Origin of the sequence: Tolypothrix sp. PCC 7601, from assembly GCF_025677855.1 — a bacterium.
GTDB lineage: Bacteria > Cyanobacteriota > Cyanobacteriia > Cyanobacteriales > Nostocaceae > Aulosira > Aulosira diplosiphon.
This window is the reverse complement of record NZ_CP064879.1, coordinates 2401123-2424002: the sequence shown is the minus strand read 5'-3', so window position 1 is coordinate 2424002 and position 22880 is coordinate 2401123. Positions and strand designations below refer to the sequence as shown.

Genomic DNA, 22880 nt, shown 5'->3' with positions numbered 1-22880 from the left:
GCCCCATGCCCCATGCCCAATGCCCAATGCCCAATGCCCAATGCCCAATGCCCAATGCCCCATGCCCAATGCCCCATTCCCAATTCCCCATTGTTACCAGTTCCAAAGTCTTCTACACTGACTGCATAGGTTTTAAGTCTTACAAGCTCCTCGTAATGGTCAACGATACTGAGTATATTAGGCAAACTGAAGCCACTCGTGTACAGGTACTTAGCGAAGCTCTGCCTTATATTCAACAGTTCACTGGACGTACTGTTGTTGTCAAATATGGCGGTGCGGCTATGAAAGATAGCACCCTCAAAGATCAGGTAATCCGCGATATTGTTTTCTTATCCTGCGTCGGCTTGCGCCCGATTTTAGTCCACGGTGGCGGCCCGGAAATTAACAGTTGGTTAGATAAGCTGGGAATTGAACCGCAATTTAAGAATGGTTTGCGAGTCACTGATGCGCCCACAATGGATGTTGTGGAAATGGTGTTGGTGGGTCGAGTTAATAAGGAAATTGTTGAGCTGATTAACCAAGCTGGTGGTTTGGCTGTGGGACTCTGCGGTAAGGATGGTAATCTCATCACAGCCCGCCCCCAAGGTCAAGAGGGTATCGGTTTTGTTGGGGAAGTCAGTAATGTCAATATCAAAATTTTAGAAACTCTAGCTAGTAATGGCTATATTCCAGTTGTGTCTAGTGTCGCCGCCGACGAGACAGGACAAGCTTATAACATCAATGCGGATACCATCGCTGGAGAAATCGCAGCCGCTTTAGGTGCAGAAAAGTTGATTTTACTGACTGACACCAGAGGTATTTTAAAAGATTACAAAGATCCTTCGACTTTGATCCCCAAAGTGGATATACCCGAAGCGAGAGATTTAATCGCCACGGGTGTAGTTAGCGGGGGGATGATTCCCAAAGTCAATTGTTGTGTGCGATCGCTTGCTCAAGGAGTCAAGGCTGCACATATCATTGATGGACGCATTCCCCACGCTTTGCTATTGGAAATCTTTACTGATGTTGGGATTGGAACTATGATTCTCGGTTCCCAATTTAGAGGCTGATTAGACCTGTTTTGTCACTCTCAAAAAAAAATAATCTCAGATTGATTCTGAGATTATTTTTTTCATCAATTTTTGAGGCTTTATTTTCTAACAGAAACTAAAATTTATAGATAAAACGTGGCAATTAAAGCCCTGTAAACTTTGGGGCAATTAGATTCCAATACAGTTCAGTTAAGAAAATTAATTGATAACAAAACTACAAAACTAGTTACTCAACAAAAAACCGAACAATAATTTTGGAGGGGGTTTGGGGGACGCAACCGTCCCCCAATCGGGGGCTTGGGGGAGAATCCCCCAATTGAGCTAGCTTTTTCTACAAGTCATAAATCAATCACCAATGATCTTATCTGACCTGCATTGAATTAGATTCTCCCCATCTGACAAAATAGGATTAGCTATTGGTTGGGCAGTTGGGCAGTTTACTCAACCATCAAATTACCAAGGATAAAGAATATTGACTTGCGATCGCCTTCTGAATGGTTGATTATATCCAGGATGACGGTCAAATACTGGATTTCTGATTGTTGAGTTGCGGAAGATGGGGTTAACTACAGAGGGTGTATTTAAACCCGGATAGATATTATTCTGACGATATTGAGGATAAGTGTAGATGGTAGTTGTGGGATAACGGTAATCAGTGCGTTGGCGATAGCGGTAATCATTATTCCAATGCGTTCTTCCTCTCACCGGATTTACACGTATATGATTATACCTCTGATTCCCATATCCGAATGAGTCATCTAAGTGTGTTTGCCTTCCACCGTTAATAATAATCACCGACTGAGCAGCAGCAGGGGCAATAGTAGCGCTGAGTAATACCAGAGTGAGGCTTGCACCCAGCCAATTCCGTTGTAAATCTTTAATCTTAGCCATATTTTGCTTCCCCAGTTTGATCGACTGAAATTTTCAGTAGCTGCTGATTGTTGGTATCTGAATGATTGGTTTACTAACTTTTTATGGATTTCTGATCAGTACTTCAGTGCTGACTAAGAAAATTATTTTTCCATCAATGTTAGTGTGCATTTTTTAACATACCTCAGTAGTGCATCTTTAGTACTGCTGCGGTGATTAAGAAATATTGAAAAAGCACAGGTAACTATTTTCATAAAAATTTTAGCTAGTCTCGTGAAATTCCACATCCATCTAAAGGTAGGGGTAGTTCATTTGTGCTATGTACCCCGAAAACATTTCCCAATGATTGCTGACATTGGCACAATAAATTTAAGAACTACTGATGTGTGTACAGAACGTGAATGCAGAAAGTTTAGAACTTGCCAGATCTCGCTACCAAGCTGGGCGAGTTGCTTTTGAAAATGGGCAATATCGAGAAGCTGTAGAGAATCTGGAAAAAGCCAGCGCCCTCTTGTCTGGTAATTCTCGCTTTGGGGGCGAAGTGCAAATTTGGTTGGTAACCGCTTATGAAGCTGCGGGGAGAACAGAGGATGCGATCGCCCTTTGCGAACAACTCAAACGCCATCCCTACTCAGAAACCAGTAAACAAGCCCGGCATTTACTCTACATCTTAAAAGCACCGAAGCTGAAAAGACCCAGCGAGTGGATGACAGAAATTCCCGATTTGGGCAAATTACCCGAAAATGAATCACAAGTGCGGATATCTGTCAAGCCACGCCCAGCTACTAGCACCAAAAAACCGGAACCGGAATTTGTTGATCTCAGCCAGGTCAATACCAAAGATAACCGCTTTATTTGGCTGGCATTAATTGTTATCGGGTTAATCTTGGGATACTTGGTTTGGCTGAATATTTAATTGTCAAAAGTCCAAAGTTTAAAACTTTTGGATGTGAATTTTCCACCTATATCTTTCAGGTGGGAAAATAGCGATAGGGCTGAAAAGGATGAAGGATGAAAGTTTTTCAATATTTATGCTCTATTCATTTATCTGTGGGTTAATTTCATACTTTAGCCCTGATACTTTATCCTTCATCCTTGAACATCTGATACTCGCGGAGACTAATTATTGATGAATTCGTCATATCTAGGAAAAGTTTTCCATTGGTTAATTAAACCGTTAAGTTTTGTTATAAAAACAAGAGAATTGTTAACAAAATTTTTTGGCTATAAATCAATTAACTCCATCTTTTCTTTCTCCCAAAAAAGCAGCAACGCCAAAACATCAAAACCGATTTTATGGGTAGTCATCTTAGCATCATTACTGTTAACTGGTTGTGTGCAGTATGACGTAGGCGTAAACTTTAGCAACTCCAATCATGGGGAATTAGTGCAGCATATTAAATTAGGAGAAAAGCTTACCAGTTTTAGTGGCGACTATGTTTATGAATGGTTAAACAGTATAGAACGTCGCGCCCGCAAACTGGAAGGGAAAGCAAAGCGAATTTCTCCAGAAGAAGTGATTGTGACGATTCCTTTCACTAATGGGCAAGAATTACAAGCAAAATTTAATGAGTTTTTTAGCTCCCACATCAATCAAAACACTGAGCCTGTAGCCGCTGAATCTGACTCAGAACTACCAAAAGTTGAATCTAACTTACTCATAGAGGAGAACAATTTTTTACTATTGGTACGCGATCGCGTAATTTATGATTTAGATTTGCGATCGCTCTCGCTAATTGCTAGTGATGGTAATGTTTTAGCCAACGCAGGTTCAATTCTCGATTTGAATTTTAGTTTGAAAACCCCATTGGGAGCGCAAAACATCCCCATTGGTGAAAATCCCATTGAGCCAGAAAAGATTAACAATCAACTAGTGTGGAAGCTAAGAACTGGGGAACTCAACCACATAGAAGTAGTTTTTTGGCTTCCTAGTCCCCTTGGTATTGGTGCATTGCTAATTGCTTTGTTTGTCTGGGGTGGAATCTATCTCAGATATACATTTATGCCCGATCCCAGATTGCAGTTTGCGCCAAAACCAGCAGTATCAGAATAGTGCTGAGTGCTGAGTGCTGAGTTCTGAGTGCTGAGTCTCCAGCGTTAGAGGCGACTAGCTTTACTAAGTCCAAGCGAGTTTTTAACTCTGAACTCTTGTACAGACGCGATTAATCGCGTCTCTCAGAGCACTTAGCACTTTCAACTCAGCACTTATTAAGGAGATAAACGCTCAATTTTCCAATCGCCATTATCTATACGAGTATAAAGCAAGCGATCGTGTAGGCGACTAGGACGACCTTGCCAAAACTCAATTTCTGTGGGAATGACACGCAAGCCTCCCCAATTCACAGGCCGAGGAATCTCCTGAGTTTCATATTTGTCCTGCAATTCTTGCAAGCGCTGCTCTAAAACTTCTCGGCTTTCTATCACCTCGCTTTGATTAGAAGCCCATGCACCCAAGCGACTATTTTCAGGACGGCTGTAAAAATATTGATCGGATTCCGCCTCCGAAACTTGCTCAACCTGTCCTGTTATGCGAACTTGGCGTTCTAATTCCGCCCACCAAAACACTAATGCAGCTTGAGGGTTTTCTGCTAGTTCTTGACCTTTACGGCTGTTATAGTTGGTAAAGAAGACAAAGCCTCGCTCATCAAAATTTTTCAGTAGTACCATTCTGGCCGAAGGTTTACCATCTGGCATGGCTGTAGCCAAAGTCATGGCATTAGGTTCGGGGAGTTGGGCTGCTAGTGCCTGATCGAACCATTGTCTAAATTGTATAAAAGGATTAGGATGAACCTCAGTTTCGCTCAAATCTTGTAAAGTATAGTCTTTGCGAAGGTCAGCTATGGTTTGATTCATGGTGATGTTCTCCCCTGGTATTTAGATCAGCTTTGTAGATATCTTTATTCAAAATATCTTTTATAGTCAGCACCAACACCTATTGAGCAATTTTTTTCGAGAAATCGGGAAAAAATATTGCATCTGATACCAAATTGGGATAAATAATATTGTCTGAGCTTGCCAGAGAAGCTTTTTGGTAAAGACTTTCAATCTAAAATCCAAAATTCAAAATCCAAAATTGATATGATCCGCCGTTCAGCCTCCCTTCAAAGTTTATTAATTTATGGTCTGAGCGGCCCGATTATCGCTCTTAATGTGTGGTTATTGTCGGTAGTATTTCACTATTTCCAGCATCCCATCACTATCCTCAGTTCTGCGGCAATTCTGGCTTTTTTATTAAATTATCCGGTACAGTTCTTTAAACGCGCGCGCATCACCCACACACAGGCGGTGATTATTGTTTTGCTGGTCACCTTTACATTAGTAGTGATTTTGGGTGTCACATTAGTACCCATGCTACTTGACCAAACAATTCAACTTTTAAATAAAATTCCTGATTGGTTAACTAGCAGTCAAAGAAATCTCGAACATGTTGAAGCTTTAGCAAAACAACGGCGGTTACCCATAAATCTGCAAATAGTGGCTAATCAAATTAATGCTAACATCCAAAATTTGGTGCAGCAGTTAGCTTCGGGTGCGGTGGGATTTGCCGGCACACTGCTCTCAGGAATACTCAATGTTGTACTCGTGGTCGTGCTAGCGTTTTATATGCTGATATATGGCGATCGCGTCTGGGCTGGTTTGGTCAGTCTGTTACCATCTAATATTAGAATTCCTTTAACAACATCCTTAAGATTAAACTTTCAGAACTTCTTTCTCAGTCAGTTGTTGTTAGGGCTATTTATGGTAGTGACTCTAACACCAATTTTTTTAGTTCTGAGGGTACCATTCGCCTTACTGTTTGCCATAGTTATTGGCATAGGCGAACTCATCCCCTTTGTGGGTGCAACTCTTGGCATTGGTTTAGTCACAATCCTAGTACTGCTCCAAAATTGGTGGTTAGCAGTGCAAGTTGCTTTATCGGCGATTCTCTTGCAGCAGGTTAAAGATAACTTATTAGCGCCTAAATTACTGGGTGACTTTATTGGACTAAATCCCATCTGGATTTTTGTAGCAATCTTAATGGGTTTTGAAATAGCAGGTTTACTAGGAACACTCGTTGCTGTTCCTATTGCTGGCACTATTAAAGGCACATTTGATGCTCTAAAAAGTGGTGAATCTGCTAACTTCGTATCACATTTTTCTATTAATAATTACACATCTGACTTTGATGAAGAAAGTAAAAGTTAGAAATGGGTAATGGGTAATGGGTAATGGGTAATGGGTAATGAGTAATGAGTAATGAGGAAACTTTCGACTGTGGAAACTATCGAAGAGATAAAATTTCAAATTATTTTAAAACGAAAAAAGCGCCATATTTACTGAAAAAACCCAAACGATAAAGTATTTTAAATTACGTTATTTACTTATTTCAAAGTGTAAAAACCTCATGTTATACTTCATCGATTATGGTGAGAATTATACTATTTGACTTTCCGGGTGCAATAAATGTATTATCCAAAATTCTGCAAAACTAAACTTGCACAATCTAAAGTTAGCATTCACAATGAGAATAAAAGTAATTGCCTGCTAGTTATTAAGTATCATTTATTACAAAATATTCTAATCGAATGAGATAGATAAGACCTGTGCTAATTTTTATCTACGATACTAGCAAGTAATTCTTGCCCAATAAATCCAGTGTTAAAGTTAGGCACTTTTTAACTTAATTACTCAAAATTAATTAATGGATGCGTCCGAGCTATTAGAAACAATTACACTTCTGATCAAGCAAGCTGAACAAGGAGAAATTGATCCTTGGGATGTTCAGGTAATTGAGGTAATTGACCGTTATTTAGAACTAATGGCACCGCAGGCCACAGCTAGAGGCTATGAAGCCGATTTATCTCAATCTGGACAAGCTTTTTTATCAGCATCAATGTTGGTGTTATTCAAAGCCAACACCTTGATGCAATTGCAATCAGCCGCAGATGAACAAGAACTGATACTTGATGACGCGCTGCTAGAAACCGAAAATGGGCTATTACACCCAGTTAATCGCCTGCCTTTAGAGCATCACTTGCGTCGTCGTCCAGCTGCAATGCCTCCGCCTAAACGTCGGGTAACTCTGCAAGAGTTAATTGACCAATTGCAGATCATGGCGAACCAGCTCAAACTTGTCCAAAAAACAAATAAACCAGTCCGTCCTCGCCGTCAGCCGACTGTGCAAAGTATGCGAGCCGCGCTAGAACTGGCACACCAAGAAAATTTGACGGAAGTAGCTGGAGAACTAGAGCAAGTATTACAGCTGTCGGCACAAAAATTACATTTGGAACAAAATTATTTGAATTTGGAACAGCTTGTGGAGTTATGGGTCGAGAGTAAACAGCCATACCAAAATGGCTCTGCTCATACATCACCACATAGCCACTTAGTTAGCGTATTCTGGGCACTGCTACTGCTATCAGCTCAATCCAAAGTAGAGCTATTGCAAGAGGAGTTTTACCAAGAAATTAAAATTCGTTTACTAATAGATTCCGCGAACACTCACAAACCCGTGGAGCAGCCTATGAACTGAGCAATATCTATCTACTTATTTAGATAATTTATAGACTACGGTGCCATCAAACCCAAAGTCTAGGTAAATTTAAAAAGTAAGCCATTGCTCGTTAAATGACGATGTCGATAGATGCAAAAATCAGCAAATTCCCCTAATCTGTGCTATCAGGGATGAATAAAAACAATAAACCAATGAAGTATAACTTGTTGAAAGTAAACTGGCTTGTGGTTGAGGAATAATCTTTATGAAGGCGATGATTCTTGCAGCGGGTAAAGGTACTCGAGTCCGTCCGATTACCTATACAATCCCCAAACCGATGATTCCTATACTGCAAAAACCAGTAATGGAATTTTTACTTGAACTGTTGCGTCAGCATGGCTTTGACCAAATTATGGTCAATGTGAGCCATTTAGCAGAGGAAATTGAAAACTATTTCCGTGATGGTCAGAGGTTTGGTGTACAAATTGCCTATTCCTTTGAAGGGCAAATTGTGGACGGTACACTGGTGGGGGAAGCAGTCGGATCTGCTGGCGGGATGCGGCGTATCCAAGACTTTTCACCGTTTTTCGATGATACTTTTGTGGTATTGTGCGGTGACGCTTTGATTGACTTAGATTTAACTGAAGCAGTCAAGTGGCATCGAGCTAAAGGGTCGATCGCTACAATTATTACGAAATCTGTTCCCAAGGAAGAGGTTTCTAGCTATGGTGTCGTCGTGACTGACGACGATGGGCGTGTGAAAGCTTTCCAAGAAAAACCCTCCACCGAAGAAGCCCTCAGCACCAACATCAACACCGGGATTTACATTTTTGAACCGGAAGTATTTAAATATATTCCTTCTGGCATTGAGTACGACATTGGTAGTCAGCTATTCCCCAAACTGGTAGAAATTGGCGCGCCTTTCCATGCGATCGCAATGGATTTTGAATGGGTAGATATTGGTAAAGTACCAGATTACTGGCGGGCGATTCGTGGTGTACTACTAGGTGAAATTAAAAACGTCCAAATCCCTGGACATGAGGTTGCACCTGGAATTTACACAGGCTTAAATGTTGCTGTCAATTGGGACAAAGTTGATATTACAGGCCCAGTTTACATTGGTGGCATGACCAGAATTGAAGACGGCGCGAAAATCGTCGGCCCGGCGATGATTGGCCCCAATTGCTGGATTTGTAGCGGGGCGACAGTAGAGAACAGCGTGATTTTTGAATGGTCACGCCTCGGCCCAGAAGTTCGCCTCATAGATAAATTAGTGTTTGGGCGTTATTGTGTCGATAAAACTGGAGCCACCATTGATGTCCAAGCAGCAGCCTTAGACTGGCTGATCACTGATGCACGTCAATCCCCACCATCTCATACTCCAGTAGAAAGACAAGCGATCGCAGAATTGCTCAATACGACTGCTATTTAGGGGATAGGGCATGGGGCATGGGGCATGGGGCATTGGTAATTGGTAATTGGGGTTTGTCATTTGTCATTCGTCATTCGTCATTTGCTGTTTGTTATTCCCCTTTTCCCTTTCCCCAATCCCCAATCCCTAGTCCCCAGTTCCCAACCCCTAACTATTCAAATACGTGTATCTTCTCAGACTTTGCTCGTAAGTTTGTAAGAGTCGCTGAGATTCTGCTAAGGTGATGCGCTTTTCCTCCAGGGCTTTTTCACAACGCTGGCGGATGTTTTCTACCATGTCTTCGGAATCGTACTGCACGTAGCTAACTACTTCGCTCATGGTATCGCCTTTGACGACATGTTCAATTTGGTAACCTTTGGGGGTCAATTGAATGTGAACTGCGTTAGTATCGCCAAATAGGTTGTGTAAATTACCCATGATTTCTTGGTAGGCTCCACTGAGGAACATTCCCAAATAATAGGGTTCGCCTGGTTTAAAGGTGTGCAGTTCTAAAACAGATTTGACATCACGCAAATCAATAAAGCGGTCAATTTTGCCATCGCTATCGCAGGTGAGGTCTGCCAAAATTCCCCGCCGAATTGGTTCTTCATCTAAACGGTGGATGGGCATAATCGGGAATAATTGATCAATCGCCCAGCAATCTGGTGCTGATTGAAACACCGATAAATTAGCGTAGTAGATGGAAGCCATGATTTTTTCTAGGTCTTCCAGTTCGTCTGGTACGTATTCCTGCTGTCTAGTGATGTTTAAAATTTTCTGACAACAAGCCCAGTAGAGACGTTCAGCTTTAGCCCGTTCTCTTAGGCGTAAAATACCCAAGTTGAAACGGCTGATAGCTTCTTCTTTAAATTGGGCTGCGTCGTGGTAAAACTCCTGATAATTTTCTTTGTTAATCGATTGGTAGGTTTCCCAGAGGTAATTAATAATTGGGGATTCGCCTTCTTGTGGCGGTTCTGGGGTATCGAGGGGGACATCGCTGGTACTGAGAACATCAAAAATCAATACCGATTGATGAGATGCGATCGCTCTACCACTTTCACTAATCAGGGTAGGTACGGGAATTTGCCGTTCAGCACAGGTATCTTTTAACTCTGCCACGATGTCGTTGGCATAGTTTTGCATATTATAGTTTTTCGAGGCGTAGAAGTTGGTTTGGGAGCCATCATAATCTACACCCAAGCCGCCACCGACATCGAGATATTTCATATCTGCCCCCAACATTGCCAACTCTACGTAAATGCGGCTGGCTTCTTGAATGGCATCTTTAATCACGTTAATGGCTGAAATCTGGGAGCCGATGTGGAAATGCATCAACTGCAAGGAATCGAGCAAATCAGCTTCGCGTAACTTGTCAACCGCCTCAATCACCTCAGGCATAGTTAGACCAAATTTAGCGCGATCGCCACTGGAACTACCCCAGCGTCCCATACCTTGGGTACTGAGTTTAGCTCTTACTCCTAAGATGGGTTTAATACCTAATTGACGGTTAGCGGCAATTACTAAATCGACCTCTTCAATTTGTTCTAGGACAATAATTGGCGTTTGACCTAGCCTTTGAGCCAACATTGCCGTTTCGATGTATTCTTGGTCTTTGTAGCCGTTGCAAATTAATAATGCTCCTGGGGTATCCAAGATAGCCAGAGCAATCATTAATTCTGGCTTAGAGCCAGCTTCTAAACCAAATTGATGTGGCTTACCAAATCTGACCAAATCCTCAATTAAATGGCGTTGCTGGTTACATTTAACAGGAAATACACCACGATAAACACCAGGATAGTTATAGCGAGCGATCGCCTTCGCAAAACAAGCATTTAAACGCTCAATCCGGTCTTCCAAAATGTCTGAAAAGCGAATCAACATCGGCAGGCCTAAATTGCGCTGCTTCAAAGCGTTGACCAATTCAAACAAATCCAAAGAACCACCGCGATCGCCTTTTGGGGAAACAGTGACATGACCAGCCGCGTTAATCGAAAAATAAGGTTGTCCCCAACCTTCAATTCGATATAGCGCTTCGCTGTCCTCAATTTTCCAAGCGCGAGGCGAATCATCAGTGATAGTACTAGGCGCTAACAGCTTTTTTGGCTTATGGTTTTTCACTTCTGGTTTGTGTCCATTAGACGGCAGCTTAACTATCTCTTCAGATGTAGCAGTTGACTCAACACCCATTTATTCCTGACCTCTGTGTTTCACCCACGAATTTTCAATTTAACGCATTCATTTGCGATCGCATATGCACCCAGAGATAATTTCTGAGATAAACTCTGATTGGTCAAGAGTCGTCTGTTACTTATCATTAGTCATTGGTCATTTGTCATTAGGGTCAAAATCCCTAAAGTATCAACAAATGACAAAGAACTAAGGACAAAGAACAAAAGATAATTGATCTTGAAAAATTTATTAAGTTTTCGGAGATAGCTTTGGAACGCACATTTTTGGCAATTAAACCCGACGGCGTACAACGCGGACTAGTCAGCGAAATTATCGGTCGCTTTGAAAAAAAAGGCTTTACCCTCGTGGGTTTAAAGCTGCTTCACCCCAGTCGGGAATTAGCTGAACAACATTATGACGTTCACCGCGAAAGACCCTTCTTTGCAGGATTAGTTGAATTTATCACCTCCGGCCCCGTAGTAGCGATGGTTTGGGAAGGTGAAGGCGTAATCGCCTCTGCAAGAAAGTTGATTGGTGCAACCAACCCCCTCAACGCCGAACCTGGAACCATTCGCGGCGATTTAGGGATCAACATTGGTCGCAACATCATCCACGGTTCCGATGCTCCGGAAACAGCTCAAAAAGAAGTTGCTCTGTGGTTTAAGGATGAAGAATTAGTTAACTGGAAACCAGAAGTAACTCCTTGGTTGCACGAGTAGGGAGTTAGGGATTGGGGATTGGGGATTGGGGATGAGGGGGAAAAGGGTAAAGGGGAAAGGGTAAAGGGGAAAGGGGAAAAGGAAAAAAAGGGAAATTATTATTACCCATTACCCATTACCCAATCCCCTACTTTGGTACTTCAGTTTTTTCAGACAATTCTTGGGGTACTTCTATATTTGTGCGTTTGGAAAAGCCCCAAGCTAGGATCAGACCGATCGCAGTAATCATTAACCATTCGGGCGGAACTAAGCTATCGTTTACCACCTTCAATAACAGACGCAAACCTACAAATGCGACAGTTATATAGCCTGCGTCTTCTAGGTTTTCAAATTCGTCTAGCCAACGGATAAATAATTCCGCCATGAAGCGCAGGGTAATGATCCCAATGGTTGCACCTGTTAATACCAACCACCTTTCTTGAGAAACTGCGATCGCAGTTGTCACGCTATCTAAAGAAAATGCCATATCAGTAAAAGCTATTACTGGTATCGCTTGCCACAAAGAATTAAAACGCGGCCCGTGATGGTGATTCTCTTCATCTGTTTCTTGGGATGTGAAGTGTTGGAATACTAGCCATAGTAGATAAGCCGCACCCAGAAGTTCAAATTGCCATAAATTTTGTACCCAGGTAGCTGTCAGAATTAATGTAATCCTGAGCACATAGGCAACAACTAATCCCAAGTTTAGCGCCTGTCGCTCAACTTTTTTATCTTCCAATCCTTGAGCGATCGCAGCGAGGGCGATCGCATTATCAGCAGATAGCACTGCTTCTAAAAACACCAGGATAAGCAGAACTATAGGAGCTTCAACGCTAAAGTGAAAATGAAGATAATCAAAAATTTTGTCTAGCATTCCAAGTATCTCAAGCAGCGTAAATTAAAAATTAACAACAGCAACGAATTTCATCCTCTAAAGTGCAAGCAATTGCTACTTTTATCCAGCTTAACTTGGCTGTGGTTGATTCTAAAAACTCTGGAATTGGCGCAATCACAGGGTAGTTAGAGTTTGTTGAGTGTAGCATGACACACCAGAAGTCTTAACATTCTCTTAAAAAAACTCTTGAGAAATCAAGTACGGAAATACCTAAATAAATTTCTATCACCCCACTTTTTGCAAAAAGCTAGGATCTAGGCAAGAAGTTTTTAGGACTTACGCAACTGATAGACTCATTTTCTGGTTTAAGAGTCAAGAGTCAAAGGTCAAGGGTCAAAAATTCAGGTTTTTTGGACTCTTGACAAACCTAAACGAAAAAAATATGACACTTGCGTAAGTCCTAGATATGACAAATCACAACCCGACACGCCGTCAAGATGACCGAAAGGGTTGAGAAATAGCATTTCTCTAAGATTGTGACTGGTGGGAGGTATTACTATAAAAACAATACTTTAGGAATCTTAATAATGAATTTAACTACCCAACAGTTACCTTCAGCCACTTTAGAAAAATTCCTTTGGACTTGGCGGGGCTATAAAATTCAGTACACTGTCATGGGTACAGGAGAACCCCTAGTACTAGTACATGGCTTTGGCGCTTCGATTGGACATTGGCGCAAAAATATTCCAGCTTTAGCAAAAGCAGGTTATCAAGTTTTCGCTGTAGATTTGTTGGGTTTTGGTGGTTCCGAAAAAGCACCAATTGATTACAGTTTGGAAATTTGGGTAGAACTGCTCAAAGATTTTTGGTATGCACACATCAATCAACCTGCCGTATTTATCGGTAACTCCATTGGTGCATTAATCAGCTTAATGGTACTGGCAGAACATCCAGAAATGGCCGCAGGTGGTGTTTTAATTAACTCTGCTGGTGGTTTAAGCCATCGTCCCCATGAATTGAACCCACCATTAAGGGTTGTGATGGCAGCATTTAATAAAGTAGTGCGATCGCCCCTCACAGGCAAGTTTGTCTTTAACCGCATCCGTCAAAAATCCCAAATTCGCCGCACACTTTATCAGGTTTATCGTAACCGGGAAGCTGTTACTGATGAATTAGTTGATTTACTTTATACTCCCGCTTGCGACCCTGGCGCGCAGAAAGTCTTTGCATCGATTCTTACAGCCCCTGCTGGGCCTACTCCTGGGGAACTTTTGCCTAAAGTTGAACGTCCTTTATTAGTAATTTGGGGTGCTGACGATCCTTGGACACCAATTACGGGGGCAAAGATTTACGAAGAAGCGCGTGAGAATGGTAAAGCCATCAAAGTTATCCCCATTCCCAACGCTGGTCATTGTCCTCATGATGAAGTTCCAGATATTGTCAATTCCCAAATTGTGGATTGGCTAGCGCAAAGGTGATGATTTCGCGCATGGGCATCTTTAGATGTCTATGCGCCTTTGTGACAAGGTGCTATTAACTTGTTAGCAATCCACATCACTTCAAGAAGTCTGGAGTGTAAAGGATAAAGGATGAAACAAAATGCAAGTTATACCAATTTGAAAAAAGAATGCGACAGATAGTAGGGGCAAGGCAATGCCTTGCCCTCTAGAATATATTGATGTGTCGCCAACATTATTTGAATTGGTATTACATCTATGACGATTCATAGTCATAGTAGAGGTAATTTCACACTTCATACCTCATACTTCATCCTTTAGCCTTCAGCCTTCATTTGACCAAATTAAATTGTGTGGTAATTGTCTATGGGGCTTGATGTGCAAAATGGATATCAAGGGAATGTTCCCGTCCATAAATATCCAGATTTTTCTCAGCAAGGCTATCAAGTTATCCGAGAACTAGGACGCAATCGACAAGCAGGACGTACTACGTATTTAGCTCATGCGCTTAAAACTGAGCAAAAAATCGTAATTAAAGAGTTCCGTTTTGCCCATGCGATTCCTGATTCGTCAGTCGTAAAAGCTTATGAAAGTGAAATTGCAATTCTGCAACAAATAAATCATGCACGCGTTCCCCGCTATGTTGATTCTTTTGCAACACCAGCGGGTTTTTATATGTTGCAGGAATATAAAAATGCCCCTTCTTTAGCATCACAATACAGCTTTCATCCAGAAGAAATCAAAAAAATTGCTATCTCAGTATTAGAAATTTTGGTTGATTTACAAAAGCGAGTTTCTCCAATTATCCATCGGGATATAAAACCAGAAAATTTGTTAGTTGATCAGCAATTTAATGCTTATTTAGTTGATTTCGGTTTGGCTCGCAACAAAGGTGCAAAAATGACTCTCAGCAGTTTTGCTGTTGGCACACCAGGTTTTATGCCACCAGAAGAACAATTTGGATATCCCTTAACGGAGGCATCCGATTTATATAGTTTAGGAGCTACATTGATTTGCTTATTGACTAATACTCGTTCCGTAAATATTAGTCATTTAATTGATGATAAATATCGCTTCAAGGTGCAAAAACTACTACCTCAAATCAACCCATACTTCAAGCGCTGGATAATGAAAATGGTAGAATATAAACGCCAGCATCGATATGCTAATGCAGCAGTTGCTTTAGAAGTATTAAAAACAATTCCAGTACTTGGTAATGCTACAGCTTGGGAAACTTTAGCAGCTACTATAAAGAGGAAAAAGAAAATTTTTGTGTTGGGATTAGCAACTATTGGTACAATCGCTACTGCTGGGAAAACCTTAATAATAGCTCAATCAGAAAATATTCATAAGCAAACACTAGAAACAAGAGAATGTCACGCATTTAATGCAATTGCTAGTTGTCTCAATAAACCTAACCATTAAGAGACCATTGATAAAGTGAAACTTCTGTAGGGTGTGTTAGGCGCTGATTTCCAATATGATTTATCAAGAGAGAACTATCCTAGCGCCTAACGCACCATCCACGCGGCGGTGCGTTACGGCTAAATTTCATTGTCTCTCAGCTCGAAATCATTTCATAGCCGTAACACACCCTACAGATAAATAGCACTTACTTTTAGTAAACATTGCTGCTCAGATCCCCGACTTTTTCAAAAAGTCGGGGATCTAAAACCTGTTAAAGTAAGCGACATTTCACCCTACAATATATAATTTACTTCAGGTCAATAATACGCTGTTATAGTAAACTGCCTTTAGCAAATCAACTTGCTTGCAGTAATTTTGACAGCGTTGTGAAGAAAATCCTGATTTTATCTGCTAATCCTACGAATACAGACAAACTACGCCTGGATGAAGAAGTGCGGGAAATTCAGGCTGGTTTGGAACGCGCCAGAAGCCGAGATCAGTTTGAAATTATCACGAAATGGGCAGTCAGAACTGATGATTTACGCCGTGCGCTTTTAGATTATGAACCGGAGATAGTTCACTTTTCTGGGCATGGGGCTGGAAATCAAGGTTTGGCGTTGGAAAATAATGCTGGAGAAATTCAGTTAGTAAGTACGGCTGCGCTGGCAAGATTATTTAAATTATTTAGAAATCAAGTTGAGTGTGTGTTGTTGAATGCTTGTTATAGCGAAGTACAAGCTGTAGCGATTCATCAACATATTGATTGTGTAGTGGGTATGAGTCAGGCAATTGGCGATCGCGCGGCGATTTAATTTGCTGTAGGCTTTTATGATGCACTGGGGGCCGATAGAACCTATGAGGAAGCTTATGAGTTTGGCTGTACTGCTATTGATTTAGAAAATATTCCTGAATCTGCAACTCCAGTATTAAAAACTAGGAATCATTTCCCAGGTAACTCAGAAACTAATGAAGGAATTTCTCAAAAATCAACACCGCAAGTAAAAGTCATCTCTCTAGAAAATCCTGAAGGACAAGTACCTCTAGATTCTGCTTTTTATGTTGAGCGTCCGCCAATCGAAACAGACTGTTATGAAACTATTCTCAAACCTGGGGCATTAATTAGGATTAAAGCGCCTCGACAGATGGGTAAAACTTCTTTGATGACGCGTATTCTTCATCATGCTCATCAACATGATTATCAAAATGCATCTGTAAATTTTCAATCAGCCGATGCAGAATTTCTGAGTAGTTTAGATTTATTTTTACAGTGGTTTTGTGCCAGTATTACTGATGAATTGAATATTCCAGTAAAGCTAGAGGATTATTGGAAAGGGGTTTTAGGTAGTAAGAATAAATGTACAAATTACTTCCAACGCTATTTATTACCTGCAATTAATACTCCTATTGCTTTGGGTTTGGATGAAGTAGATGAAGTTTTCAAACATCCGATAATTGCGGCAGATTTTTTTGGATTGCTGCGGGCTTGGCATGAACGGTCAAAAAATGAAATAGTTTGGAAAAATCTTAGATTGGTGATTGCTCATTCTAAAGAAGTTTATATTCCATTAAATATTAATCAGTCACCTTTTAATGTAGGTTTACCAATTGAATTACCAGATTTAAATTATTCACAAGTGCAAGATTTAGTCAAGCGTCACGGTATAAATTGGTCTGATTTACAGGTAGAGGAATTGAGAAAGTTGGTTGATGGTCATCCTTATTTAGTGAGGGTAGCACTTTATGAAATTGCTCGTTGTAGAATTACACTGCCGAAACTACAGCAAATTGCCGCAACAGAAGAAGGGCCTTATAGCGATCATTTGCGCCGCCATTGGCTAAATTTGCAAACAGACGCAGAATTATTAGCAGCAATTAAAGAAGTGGTGACAGCAGATGAGCCTGTAAATGTAGGCGTAGAAGCGGCGTTTAAACTTCGCAGTATGGGGTTAGTTAAATTTCAGGGGAATGATGTGATACCTTTGTGTGATTTATATAGGCAATATTTTTCTGCGCGCCTCGGTGTCAAGCCAGGAAATTCTCACAAATAAAACAGTAGGGTGCGTTAGGCGCAACGCACCGTCAAAAATTCAAGGTTTGTACTATTTATATTTCTCCATTCCAGTAAACAGGAATATATCTATGGTTCAGATTATTCAGGCAAAAGATGTCAGCCTCAATCAACTAATTGAGCAATTTAATTTACAACGTAATGATGATGAAAATTTCTTTGGTGAGTGGCGAGATAATTTACCAGAACTCAATGAGTTAGAAAAGCAAAATGTCGCAGAAATTAAAGCTGAATATCAGCATTTATCTCGATATCCCATTTTAGAACCTGTAGTCAAAATGGTGGTACTTTCCCCACTATTGCGTCTAGCAGGTTTTTATCAACCACCTTTTTACATTGCTGCTGAGGAAGAAGTGGAAATTTCTTCGGAAGATGAAGGCACAATCATTCGAGGACGCATTGATATATTGGTATTTCATCCACCATTATGGGTGCTGGTAATTAAGGCAAAAAGAGCGCAATATTCTTTAACTGTTGCCATTCCCCAAGCATTAGCTTATATGTTAGCTGATACCACTCCAGAAAAACCTGTTTTTGGCTTTGTCACTAATGGTAATGAATTTAGATTTATCAAACTGATCAAAGCTGAAACTCCTCAATACGCTCTATCCGATTTCTTCGCTTTAGATAGCCGGGATGACCTTTATACTGTCATCAAAATATTAAAACGCCTAGCTGATTTAATTCGTAATTCGTAGGCATAGCTGGGCTAACCTACATCATTTACCAGACAGTCAACAGTCAACCGTCAACCGTCAACCGTCAACCGTCAACCATCCCTTATGACAAAGTACCAGTATCAAGTCGGGGGGAGTTTGCCCCAAGATGCGCCAACTTATGTCAGACGACAAGCTGACGATGACATCTATGAAGGCTTGACCCAGGGTGAGTTTTGTTATGTCCTCAATTCCCGGCAGATGGGCAAGTCTAGTTTGCGGGTGCAGGTGATGCAACGGTTACAAAATGAAGGCTTTGCCTGTGCGGTGATTGATATTACTTCTATTGGCACAGCAGATATTACCCCAGAACAGTGGTATGCAGGGGTGATTGATACCCTAGTGGGGAGTTTGGATCTTTATAACAGCTTTGATTTAGATACTTGGTGGACAGAGAATGGCTTGCTTTCCCCTGTGCAGCATTTGAGTAAGTTTATCGAAACGGTTTTACTCAAAATAATTACTGAGAAGATAGTAATTTTTATTGACGAAATTGACAGCATTCTCAGTCTTTCGTTCAACTTAGATGATTTTTTTGCCGTGATTCGCGATTGCTATAACCGCAGGGCTACCCATGCAGATTATAATCGCCTGACTTTTGCTTTGATTGGGGTGTCTACCCCCTCAGACCTAATTCAAGATAAACGCCGCACTCCTTTTAATATTGGGCGGGCAATTGATTTAACTGGCTTTCAACTCCATGAGGCGGAACCTTTGGCGCGGGGGTTGGCGGCGGAGGGTGATTCTGGGGAGTTGATGCGGGTGGTGTTGGCGTGGACGGGGGGACAGCCGTTTTTGACGCAGAAGGTTTGTAAGTTGGTGGTGGGATTGGGGAAGGGGGAAGGGGGAAACGGGGAAAGGGAGAAAGGGGAAGAATCTAAAATCCAAAATCCAAAATCCAAAATTGAGGGGTTGGTTGAGGATTTGGTGAGGAGGCGGATTATTGAGAATTGGGAGGCGCAGGATGAGCCGGAGCATTTGAAGACGATCCGGGACAGGATTATGGCGGGGGGGGAAGAGAAGGCTGGAAGGTTGTTGGCGTTGTGTCAGCAGATTTCGCAGCAGGGAGAGATAGCGGCTGATGATAGTGCTGAACAAACTGAGTTGCGGTTAACGGGTTTGGTGGTGAAGCGGGATGGGAAGCTGCGAATTTATAACCGGATTTATGCTGAGGTGTTTAAGCCGGAATGGAGTGAAAAGCTTTTGGCAAAGCTGCGCCCATATTCTGATGCTTTTAATGCTTGGGTGGAGTCGCAACAACAAGATGAGTCGCGGTTGTTGCGGGGAAAGACTTTGCAAGATGCTCAAGAATGGGCGACGGGTAAAAGTTTAAGCGATTTGGATTATCGGTTTTTGGCTGCTAGTCAGGAATTAGAAAAGCGTGATGTGCAAAGGCGGTTGGAGGCGGAAGAACAGGCGAAGCAAGTTTTGGCAGAGGCGAACCGCAAAGCTAATCGACGGATTCAAGTTGGTGCTGTGGTGCTGGGGTTGGCAATGGTGGGGGCAGCAGCATCGTTAATGTTGGCTCAATATCAATTAGGGCAAGCACGATTAGCTAGGACAGAAACGGATAAGGCTCAAACAGAGCTAAAAAAAGCGCAAACAGAAACAGAAACCACTAAGCAAGAGAATCAGCGCATATCGGTAGAGAATAAAAATTTATCAGCGCAAGCAGCACAAGCACAACAAAATCTAAATAATGCAACTGCAAAGTTGAAAACTGCAAATGCCAAAGTGAATGAGGCACAGCAAAAAGTGACATTAGCGGAAAGCAAAGTGGAAGCAGCTAACGCCAAGGTTAGTCAAGCTGAGGGACAGGCAAAGGAAGCAGTTGAACAACGACAAGCAGCACAACAGCAGCGTGAAGAAGCTGTTGCAGGTTTAAATCGGGCTAGGGAAGAACAAAAGCAGGCGCAACAAGAATTACAAACTGCTAAAACTGCTCTGAATGCAGCCGTTAATGCCCGTGCAAAGGCAGATGAAGACCGAAAAATTGCTTTAAAAGCTACCCAATTAGAACAAGATGGAACAAATGCTTTGGGATTGTTTACATCTTCAAAGGAAATAGAGGGGCTACTGTTAGCAATGCAGACTGGAAAAGAACTAAAAACTCTGGTAAAGAATAAAAAATCTTTAGCAGATTATCCTGCTTATAGCCCTTTGTTTAGTTTACAAACCATTTTATTAAATATTCGCGAACAAAATCGCTTGGAAGGGCATAGCGATTATGTCAGAAGCGTCGTCTTCAGCCCCGATGGCAAAACTTTAGCTTCCGCCAGTCTTGACAAGACCATCAAATTGTGGAATCGGGACACAGGCAAAGAAATTTCTACCCTGACTGGGCATAGCGATTCGGTCATCAGCGTCGTCTTCAGCCCTGATGGTAAAACTATAGCTTCCGCCAGTGGTGACAAGACCATCAAATTGTGGAATCGGGACACAGGCAAAGAAATTTCCACCTTGACTGGGCATAGCAATTCGGTCATCAGCGTCGTCTTCAGCCCCGATGGCAAAACTTTAGCTTCCGCCAGTCTTGACAAGACCATCAAATTGTGGAATCGGGACACAGGCAAAGAAATTTCCACCCTGACTGGGCATAGCGATTCGGTCATCAGCGTCGTCTTCAGCCCCGATGGTAAAACTTTAGCTTCCGCCAGTACTGACAACACCATCAAATTGTGGAATCGGGACACAGGCAAAGAAATTTCTACCCTGACTGGGCATAGCGATTCGGTCATCAGCGTCGTCTTCAGCCCTGATGGTAAAACTATAGCTTCCGCCAGTGGTGACAAGACCATCAAATTGTGGAATCGGGACACAGGCAAAGAAATTTCCACCTTGACTGGGCATAGCAATTCGGTCATCAGCGTCGTCTTCAGCCCCGATGGCAAAACTTTAGCTTCCGCCAGTCTTGACAAGACCATCAAATTGTGGAATCGGGACACAGGCAAAGAAATTTCCACCCTGACTGGGCATAGCGATTCGGTCATCAGCGTCGTCTTCAGCCCCGATGGTAAAACTTTAGCTTCCGCCAGTACTGACAACACCATCAAATTGTGGAATCGGGACACAGGCAAAGAAATTTTCACCCTGACTGGGCATAGCGATTATGTCATCAGCGTCGTCTTCAGCCCCGATGGCAAAACTTTAGCTTCCGCCAGTTGGGACAACACCATCAAATTATGGAATCGGGGCACAGGCAAAGAAATTTCCACCCTGACTGGGCATAGCGATTATGTCAGAAGCGTCGTCTTCAGCCCCGATGGCAAAACTTTAGCTTCCGCCAGTGGTGACAACACCATCAAATTATGGAATCGGGGCACAGGCAAAGAAATTTCCACCCTGACTGGGCATAGCGATTATGTCATCAGCGTCGTCTTCAGCCCCGATGGCAAAACTTTAGCTTCCGCCAGTGGTGACAACACCATCAAATTGTGGAATCGGGACACAGGCAAAGAAATTTCCACCCTGACTGGGCATAGCTCATCGGTAAACAGCGTCGTCTTCAGCCTCAATGGCAAAACGTTAGCTTCCGCCAGTACTGATAACACCATCAAATTGTGGAATCGGGACACAGGCAAAGAAATTTCCACCCTGACTGGGCATAGCGATTCGGTCATCAGCGTCGTGTTCAGCCCCGATGGCAAAACTTTAGCTTCCGCTAGTGATGACAAGACCATCCAATTGTGGAATCGGGACACAGGTAAAGAAATTTTCACCCTGACTGGGCATAGCGATTCGGTCTTCAGGGTCGTGTTCAGCCCCGATGGCAAAACTTTAGCTTCCGCTAGTTGGGACAACACCATCAAATTGTGGAATTGGGAGACGGGCAAAGAAATTGCCACTCTCAATGGCCATAGCGATGGGGTCATGAGCATCGTCTTCAGCCCCGATGGCAAAACTTTAGCTTCCGCTAGTGATGACAACACCATCAAATTGTGGAATCGGGAGACGGGCAAAGAAATTTCCACCCTGACTGGGCATAGCAATTCGGTAAACAGCGTCGTGTTCAGCCCCGATGGTAAAACTTTAGCGTCCGCTAGTACTGACAAGACCATCAAATTGTGGAATCGGGAGATGGGCAAAGAAATTTCCACCCTGACTGGGCATAGCAATTCGGTAAACAGCGTCGTTTTTAGCCCCGATGGTAAAACTTTAGCTTCCGCCAGTGCTGACAAGACCATCAAATTGTGGAATCGGGAGATGGGCAAAGAAATTTCCACCCTGACTGGGCATAGCAATTCGGTAAACAGCGTCGTTTTTAGCCCCGATGGTAAAACTTTAGCTTCCGCCAGTGCTGACAAGACCATCAAATTGTGGAATCTGAGTCTTGATGATTTATTAGCCCAGGGTTGCAGTTGGCTGAAGGGTTATTTGGTTAGCCATCCTGATGAGGCGAAGGTGTGTAAGGGAAGGTAGGGGAAGGGGGAAGGGGGAAAGGGGAAGGGGGGAAGGGCGATCATGTTCTATGAAAATCAGTATAAATGTAGAGTAGAAGGGGAGTGATGAGTAATTTTAGGCTACGATTTGTGTTTTGAACGGGGAGTTTCTTGTTTGAAATGAGAATGTTCCTGTTTGGAAGGAGAATGTTCTTGTTTGGAATGAGAATGTTTCTGCTGGGAAGGAGAATGTTCTTGTTTGAAACGAGAATCTTTCTGTTTGGAATGAGAATGTTCTTGCTGGGAATGAGAGTGTTTCTGTTGTGAAGTCGGAGTTTCTTGTTTAGAAGGCGGAGTTTCCTGTTT

16 protein-coding genes and 1 pseudogene are annotated in these 22880 nt (G+C 42.3%); 12 read left to right on the top strand and 5 right to left on the bottom strand.

From position 1 onward, the window contains the following. The first annotated feature begins 155 nt into the window (after positions 1-155). The gene (gene argB / locus HG267_RS10180) at positions 156-1049 is read left to right on the top strand and encodes an acetylglutamate kinase (protein WP_045869490.1); all 894 of its coding nucleotides are present in this window, start codon (positions 156-158) and stop codon (positions 1047-1049) included. A gap of 435 nt (positions 1050-1484) precedes the next feature. Here the strand turns inward: argB and HG267_RS10175 are convergent, their stop codons facing one another. Beyond that, on the bottom strand, positions 1485-1922 hold the full coding sequence (locus HG267_RS10175) for a hypothetical protein (protein WP_045869489.1): 438 nt from the start codon (positions 1920-1922) through the stop codon (positions 1485-1487). Between the two features lie 361 nt (positions 1923-2283). Between HG267_RS10175 and HG267_RS10170 the strand changes: the two genes are divergently transcribed. Together HG267_RS10170 and HG267_RS10165 are read left to right on the top strand one after the other, a co-directional pair. Beyond that, on the top strand, positions 2284-2817 hold the full coding sequence (locus HG267_RS10170; RefSeq protein ID WP_194007876.1) for a tetratricopeptide repeat protein: 534 nt from the start codon (positions 2284-2286) through the stop codon (positions 2815-2817). Between the two features lie 213 nt (positions 2818-3030). Further along, on the top strand, positions 3031-3954 hold the full coding sequence (locus tag HG267_RS10165) for a DUF3153 domain-containing protein (protein WP_045869488.1): 924 nt from the start codon (positions 3031-3033) through the stop codon (positions 3952-3954). Between the two features lie 155 nt (positions 3955-4109). Here HG267_RS10165 and pdxH read toward each other — a convergent pair whose 3' ends face one another. Beyond that, a complete protein-coding gene (gene pdxH, locus HG267_RS10160) occupies positions 4110-4754 on the bottom strand; it encodes a pyridoxamine 5'-phosphate oxidase (protein ID WP_045869487.1) in 645 nt (214 codons plus the stop codon). Positions 4755-4982: 228 nt separating this feature from the next. Here pdxH and HG267_RS10155 point away from each other — a divergent pair, with 228 nt between their 5' ends. The 3 genes from HG267_RS10155 to HG267_RS10145 all read left to right on the top strand — a co-directional run bounded on the left by HG267_RS10155 (position 4983) and on the right by HG267_RS10145 (position 8806). Then, positions 4983-6086: an AI-2E family transporter gene (locus tag HG267_RS10155; RefSeq protein ID WP_045869694.1), complete on the top strand. Its 1104-nt coding sequence runs from the start codon at positions 4983-4985 to the stop codon at positions 6084-6086. A gap of 496 nt (positions 6087-6582) precedes the next feature. Next, a complete protein-coding gene (locus HG267_RS10150) occupies positions 6583-7413 on the top strand; it encodes a segregation/condensation protein A (protein ID WP_045869486.1) in 831 nt (276 codons plus the stop codon). A 226-nt stretch (positions 7414-7639) separates the two neighbouring features. Next, positions 7640-8806 (top strand): sugar phosphate nucleotidyltransferase, encoded by a 1167-nt coding sequence (locus tag HG267_RS10145; RefSeq protein ID WP_045869485.1) that lies wholly within the window; start codon positions 7640-7642, stop codon positions 8804-8806. A 147-nt stretch (positions 8807-8953) separates the two neighbouring features. On the opposite strand, the gene speA is transcribed toward HG267_RS10145, so the two are convergent. Next, positions 8954-10972: a biosynthetic arginine decarboxylase gene (gene speA, locus HG267_RS10140; RefSeq protein WP_045869484.1), complete on the bottom strand. Its 2019-nt coding sequence runs from the start codon at positions 10970-10972 to the stop codon at positions 8954-8956. Positions 10973-11223: 251 nt separating this feature from the next. Here speA and ndk point away from each other — a divergent pair, with 251 nt between their 5' ends. After that, positions 11224-11673: a nucleoside-diphosphate kinase gene (gene ndk / locus HG267_RS10135; RefSeq protein WP_045869483.1), complete on the top strand. Its 450-nt coding sequence runs from the start codon at positions 11224-11226 to the stop codon at positions 11671-11673. A gap of 127 nt (positions 11674-11800) precedes the next feature. Here the strand turns inward: ndk and HG267_RS10130 are convergent, their stop codons facing one another. Together HG267_RS10130 and HG267_RS10125 are read right to left on the bottom strand one after the other, a co-directional pair. Continuing rightward, positions 11801-12526 (bottom strand): TerC family protein, encoded by a 726-nt coding sequence (locus HG267_RS10130; protein ID WP_045869482.1) that lies wholly within the window; start codon positions 12524-12526, stop codon positions 11801-11803. 31 nt (positions 12527-12557) lie between these two features. Next, positions 12558-12695, bottom strand: coding sequence for a hypothetical protein (locus tag HG267_RS10125; RefSeq protein ID WP_155539125.1), 138 nt, complete (start codon positions 12693-12695; stop codon positions 12558-12560). A gap of 379 nt (positions 12696-13074) precedes the next feature. Here HG267_RS10125 and HG267_RS10120 point away from each other — a divergent pair, with 379 nt between their 5' ends. From HG267_RS10120 to HG267_RS10100, 5 genes and pseudogenes are all read left to right on the top strand, one after another. Continuing rightward, the gene (locus HG267_RS10120; RefSeq protein ID WP_045869481.1) at positions 13075-13965 is read left to right on the top strand and encodes an alpha/beta fold hydrolase; all 891 of its coding nucleotides are present in this window, start codon (positions 13075-13077) and stop codon (positions 13963-13965) included. 345 nt (positions 13966-14310) lie between these two features. Beyond that, positions 14311-15369, top strand: a complete 1059-nt coding sequence (locus HG267_RS10115) for a serine/threonine protein kinase (RefSeq protein WP_045869480.1) — start codon at positions 14311-14313, stop codon at positions 15367-15369. A 368-nt stretch (positions 15370-15737) separates the two neighbouring features. Further along, a pseudogene (locus tag HG267_RS10110) lies at positions 15738-17399 on the top strand (AAA-like domain-containing protein). A gap of 91 nt (positions 17400-17490) precedes the next feature. Further along, positions 17491-18117 (top strand): type I restriction endonuclease, encoded by a 627-nt coding sequence (locus HG267_RS10105; RefSeq protein ID WP_045869479.1) that lies wholly within the window; start codon positions 17491-17493, stop codon positions 18115-18117. An 84-nt stretch (positions 18118-18201) separates the two neighbouring features. Continuing rightward, entirely contained in the window at positions 18202-22554 is a 4353-nt protein-coding gene (locus HG267_RS10100; protein WP_045869478.1) for an AAA-like domain-containing protein, read from the top strand. The last annotated feature ends 326 nt before the right edge of the window (positions 22555-22880 follow it).